The organism is Pseudonocardia sp. KRD291 (assembly GCF_019263595.1).
GTDB lineage: Bacteria > Actinomycetota > Actinomycetes > Mycobacteriales > Pseudonocardiaceae > Pseudonocardia.
The window spans coordinates 1-4,413 of the sequence record NZ_JADQDD010000401.1 but is presented as its reverse complement, the minus strand read 5'-3'; the positions used below and the strand labels follow the sequence as shown (position 1 = coordinate 4,413).

Genomic DNA, 4,413 nt, shown 5'->3' with positions numbered 1-4,413 from the left:
GCCGGAGAGCTCGGCGATGGCGTCCATGATCTCGTCGGTGACGGCGCGACGGATGGCGGGCGAGCCCTCGAGTCCCTCGTAGCGGCTGAACTCCAGCGGTGTGCCGAAGCGGACCTGCACGGGGGCGATCCGTGGGAGGCGGCGGCCGATCGGCTGCACCCGCTCGGTGCCGGTCAGCGCCACCGGGACGACGACGGCGCCGGTCGACAGGGCCAGCGACGCGACGCCGGTGTGCCCGCGGTGCAACCGCCCGTCGAGCGAGCGGGTGCCCTCCGGGTAGATCCCGAACGCCCCGCCGGCCCGCAGCACGGTCCGCCCGGCGTCGAGCGCGGCGAGCCCGGCCTTGACGTTGCCGCGCTCCACCGGCACGTAGCCCAGCGCGGTGAGGAATCCGGCCATCAGGCGGCCCTTGAGCCCGCGGCCGGTGAAGTACTCGGCCTTGCCCAGGAACGCGACCGGCCGCGGGGTGACCAGCGGGATGAACGCCGTGTCGACGGCGGCGCGGTGGTTGGCGGCCAGGATCACCGGGCCGGTGAGCGGGACCCGGTCCGCGCCCAGCACGCGCGGGCGCCACAGCAGCCGGAAGAAGGGGGCGAGCACGAACTTGATCAGGAACTGCACCAGGGACCTCGAGCCTCTACTCGTGACGGCGGCGGCCACACCACTCCGTGGGGTGGGACCTGTGAGTCCCAGCGCCGAGTTCAGCATGCGCGAGTCTGGCCCTGTCCATCCGGACAGGGAACGGCTACCGCCCAGCACCCCCCGATCAGCGCAACCGACACTCACCCGACGCAGCAGTCCGGCCGGTGCCGTTCACCCGGCGTGACCCCCTCGTGGGCGGATACGTCGGTCGGGGCAGCGGTATCCGTGAAGGGTGGGTCGGCGCGGTCAGGGCGGGTCGCGCAGCGCGCGTTGCGCCTCGGCCCGGTCCAGGCCGGTGGCCTGCAACAGGTCGATCGCGATCGAGCGCACCTGCGCGACGAGGACCGCCGCCGACGGACCGCGCCGGTTGCCGGGATCCTCCGCCAGGACCGCGGCGTGCCGCACGACGTCCAGGATCGCCCCGCGGGCGCGCCTGCGGTCTCCGTCCACACCGAGCTCACCGATCAGCGCACCGACGGCGGTGCCGAGCTCGCCGACGGTGTCGGCGAGACCGGACGGGACGGGTTCGCCGTCCTCCAGCGCGGTCAGCGCACGACGGGTCAGCACCCGCAGGTTCCGCATCGCGTAGTCGGTGCGTTCGGCCAGCTCCCGGTAGCGCTGCAGCATCCGGCGCCGCGGCCTGCGCAGCGGCGACACCGAGGCGACCTCGCTCGCCGAGCGGACGGCGGCGCGCAGCTCGTCGATCATCGGCTGGGTGTCGCGGGCCCGGTCCAGGGCCTTCGACGCGGCCTCACGGTCGTCGTCGCGCAGCGCGGTTGCGACCTCGTGCAGCACCGCGACCAGCTCGTCGAGCGCGCGGCGGGCCTCGCGGCGCACGATCCGGATCGGGTTGATCGGGATCACCGCGGCGACCAGGATCCCGGCCGCGCCGCCGATCAGGGCGTCCACGCAGCGGTCGATCCCGCCGGTCTCGCCGGGCGGCAGCAGCGTCGTGACCAGCACCGCGGACGCGCCGGCCTGCGCGACGATCAGCGTCCCGCCGTCGGTGAACACCGCGATCGCCATGGCCAGCGCGACGACCAGGACCAGCTGCCAGACGCCGCTGCCGATCTGCGCGATCAGCAGGTCCCCGACCAGCACGCCGAGGCTCACCCCGACGACCAGCTCGGCCGCGCGGCGGACCCGCGAGTTCAGGGTCAGCCCGAGGCTGATCACCGCGGCGATCGGCGCGAAGAACGGCCGGGTGTGCCCGACCAGGTCACCGGCCACGTACAACGCCAGCCCGGCGGCGAACGCGCACTGCACGATCGGCAGCGCGGACGCCCGCAGCCGCCGGAACCCGAGCTCGGCGCGTCGCCGGGCCCGCGAGCTCGTCCGGCGCACGACGCCGGTCATCGGAGGGTCGCCGCCGCCCGGGCCGGCGTCAGGACAGGCCGAGGGCGGCGGGCGCCTCGGGGTCGGAGTCCGACAGCAGCGTGTGCAGGCGCTCCACCTCGGCGGTCTCGCCGATCTGCCGGGCGGCGCGCAGCAGGGCCCCGGTGGCGCGCAGGAAGCCGCGGTTGGGCTCGTGCGCCCACGGCACCGGGCCGAAGCCCTTCCAGCCGTTGCGGCGGAGCTGGTCCAGTCCGCGGTGGTAGCCGGTGCGGGCGAACGCGTAGCCGGTGACGGCGTCGCCGCCGTCGAGCGCGCGCTCGGCGAGCACCGCCCAGGCGATGCTCGAGGTCGGGCTCGCGGCCGCGACCTCGGACGGGTCGGTGCCGGTGTCCAGCTGCGCGGCCGCCGGGTCGGCGGGAAGACGAGTGGACTCGGGCTCGAGCAGGTTGCCGTGCAGACTCATGTGCCCATCCTCGCGCCCACCCGCGTCGACATGCCAGCGGGTGGGCGCGAGAGGGTCACCTACCGAGAGCCCTGCCGGCCGACTTCAGCGACTCGCAGGCCTCCTGGACGCGCTCGGCCATGCCGACCTCGGCCTTCTTCAGGTAGGACCGCGGGTCGTAGACCTTCTTGTTGCCGACCTCACCGTCGATCTTCAGCACGCCGTCGTAGTTCTCGAACATGTGCGAGACGATCGGGCGGGTGAACGCGTACTGGGCGTCGGTGTCGACGTTCATCTTCACCACGCCGTAGCTCAGCGCCTCGTGGATCTCCTCCAGCAACGAGCCGGACCCGCCGTGGAACACCAGGTCGAACGGCTTGTCACCGGCGCCGGAGCCGAGCTTCTCGCGGGCCACGTCCTGGCCCTGCTTGAGGATCTCCGGGCGGAGCTTCACGTTGCCCGGCTTGTAGACGCCGTGCACGTTGCCGAACGTCGCGGCCAGCAGGTAGCGGCCCTTCTCGCCGGAGCCGAGCATGTCCACGGTGCGCTCGTAGTCGCCGGGCGCGGTGTAGAGCTTCTCGTTGATGTCGTTGGCGACGCCGTCCTCCTCGCCGCCGACGACGCCGATCTCCACCTCGAGGATGATCTTCGCCTTGGCCGCCTGGTCGAGCAGCTCGGCGGCGATCTTCAGGTTCTCCTCGAGCTCGGTGGCCGAGCCGTCCCACATGTGCGACTGGAACAGCGGGTTCGCACCCTTGTTCACCCGCTCCTGGCTGATCGCGATCAGCGGGCGGACGAACGAGTCCAGCTTGTCCTTGGGGCAGTGGTCGGTGTGCAGCGCGACGTTGACCGGGTACTGCTCGGCGACGACGTGCGCGAACTCGGCCAGCCCGACCGAGCCGGTGACCATGTCCTTGACCCGGGTCCCGGACAGGAACTCGGCGCCGCCGGTGGAGACCTGCACGATGCCGTCCGAGCCCGCCTCGGCGAACCCGCGCAGCGCGGCGTTCAGCGTCTCCGTGCTGGTCACGTTGATCGCCGGGTAAGCGAACTCGCCGCTCTTGGCGTTGTCCAGCATCTGGTTGTAGATCTCGGGCGTGGCGATCGGCATCGGCGCTCCTCGGGTCGGGGCGGGTGTCCTGGCTGGCCAGTATCACGTACCCGTTCCCGCTGCGGCTGCCCGTGCCGGACATGTGCCTGGTCACCCACCCGGGGCGGATACCGCGAAGATCCATCCCATCCACCGCTAGGCTGGTGATGTGGAGGAGGCACGGGCGGAGAGCGCGGTCGACCGGACGCTGAGCCGTCTGCGCCGCATCGACAGCCGGCCCGCGGACGAGACGCCGCCGGTCGAGATCACCGGCGCGACCGGGACCGTCGAACCGCGCACGCTGGCCGACCTCTACCGCGACCACCGCACCCGGCTGATGCGCCTGGCGATGCTGCTGGTCGACATCCCGGCCACCGCGGAGGACGTGGTGCAGGAGGCGTTCGCCGGGCTGCACCGGCACTGGGCCGGGCTGCGCGACGAGACCGCGGCCGTCGCGTACCTGCGCGCCGCCGTCGTCAACGGGTCCCGATCGGTGCTGCGCCGTCGCCGCACGGCGCGGGAGTACGTGCCCCCGCACGCCGCGAACGCGCGGTCCGCGGAGTCGCTGGCGATGCTCTCGGCCGAGCACCAGTCGGTCGTGGACGCCCTGTCCGGGCTGCCTCCGCGCCAGCGTGAGGTGCTGGTGCTGCGTTACTACGGCGGCCTGTCCGAGTCCGAGATCGCCGAGGCGGCCGGGATGAGCCGCGGCACCGTGAAGTCGACGGCCAGCCGGGCGCTCGACGCCGTCGCGAAGATCATGGACCAGCGCTCCGGCGGCGACCCGGCCCGCCGCGCCGGTCCCGGCGAGATGGAGCACCGATGAGCGCGCCGCGCGACGAGGACGCGGCCGCGCGGCGGCTGAGCGAGGCCCTGCACGCCCAGGCCGCGGGCGGCGGGCGAGTCC

At 73.3% G+C, this 4,413-nt stretch carries 5 protein-coding genes; 1 reads left to right on the top strand and 4 read right to left on the bottom strand.

Going from position 1 to position 4,413, the window contains the following annotated elements:
- The 4 genes from I4I78_RS30685 to fbaA all read right to left on the bottom strand — a co-directional run.
- Positions 1–624, bottom strand: a 624-nt coding sequence (locus tag I4I78_RS30685; protein ID WP_218615007.1) for a 1-acyl-sn-glycerol-3-phosphate acyltransferase, incomplete at its 3' end; no start/stop codon positions are given.
- A 264-nt stretch (positions 625–888) separates the two neighbouring features.
- Entirely contained in the window at positions 889–1,998 is a 1,110-nt protein-coding gene (locus I4I78_RS30680) for an aromatic acid exporter family protein (RefSeq protein WP_218615006.1), read from the bottom strand.
- Between the two features lie 28 nt (positions 1,999–2,026).
- On the bottom strand, positions 2,027–2,440 hold the full coding sequence (locus tag I4I78_RS30675; protein WP_218615005.1) for a DUF3151 domain-containing protein: 414 nt from the start codon (positions 2,438–2,440) through the stop codon (positions 2,027–2,029).
- A 55-nt stretch (positions 2,441–2,495) separates the two neighbouring features.
- Positions 2,496–3,530, bottom strand: coding sequence for a class II fructose-bisphosphate aldolase (gene fbaA / locus I4I78_RS30670; RefSeq protein WP_218615004.1), 1,035 nt, complete (start codon positions 3,528–3,530; stop codon positions 2,496–2,498).
- Positions 3,531–3,678: 148 nt separating this feature from the next.
- Between fbaA and I4I78_RS30665 the strand changes: the two genes are divergently transcribed.
- On the top strand, positions 3,679–4,332 hold the full coding sequence (locus tag I4I78_RS30665) for an RNA polymerase sigma factor (protein WP_218615003.1): 654 nt from the start codon (positions 3,679–3,681) through the stop codon (positions 4,330–4,332).
- Positions 4,333–4,413 lie beyond the last annotated feature (81 nt).